Source organism: Aeromonas sp. PrichA-15 (assembly GCF_017939245.1).
GTDB classification, from domain to species: domain Bacteria; phylum Pseudomonadota; class Gammaproteobacteria; order Enterobacterales; family Aeromonadaceae; genus Aeromonas; species Aeromonas caviae.
Map to the genome: position 1 here is coordinate 1 of NZ_JAGKRH010000288.1, position 414 is coordinate 414.

At 56.0% G+C, this 414-nt stretch carries 1 protein-coding gene; it reads left to right on the top strand.

The window, feature by feature from the left end:
• Positions 1–406, top strand: a 406-nt coding sequence (locus J9889_RS21045; protein WP_210558004.1) for a transposase, incomplete at its 5' end; no start/stop codon positions are given.
• Positions 407–414: the final 8 nt, after the last annotated feature.

Sequence of the window (414 nt, forward strand, 5' to 3'; positions counted from 1 at the left end):
GTTGAGCCAGAAACAATATCAGCGAAGGCTTGAGCGATGTCGGCAAAGCTGGCGAAAAGAGCTGGGGCGAGGCAGTTTGCTGTGCAGCAAGCGCTACCGAGGTCGCTGTCGGCTACTGCTCAAGGATGATGAAATGCTGTGGCGTTTTCTGGAAAACGACGAGATAGCCTTGACCAATAATGAGGCGGAACGGGCGCTACGCGGGTATGTGCTGTGGCGCAAGGGGAGCTATGGCGTTTGGTCACATCGGGGAGAGCTGTTTCGGCAGCGCATCTTGTCTTTGATAGAGACAGCCAAGCGGTTAGGTCGCTGTCCGCAGGAATGGCTGAGGGCCGTGGTCAGTGCCTGCATAGAGAAAACAGACTACCCGCTCCCGGAAGAGTTGTTGTCAACATCCTCCCGGTGAACGGTTAC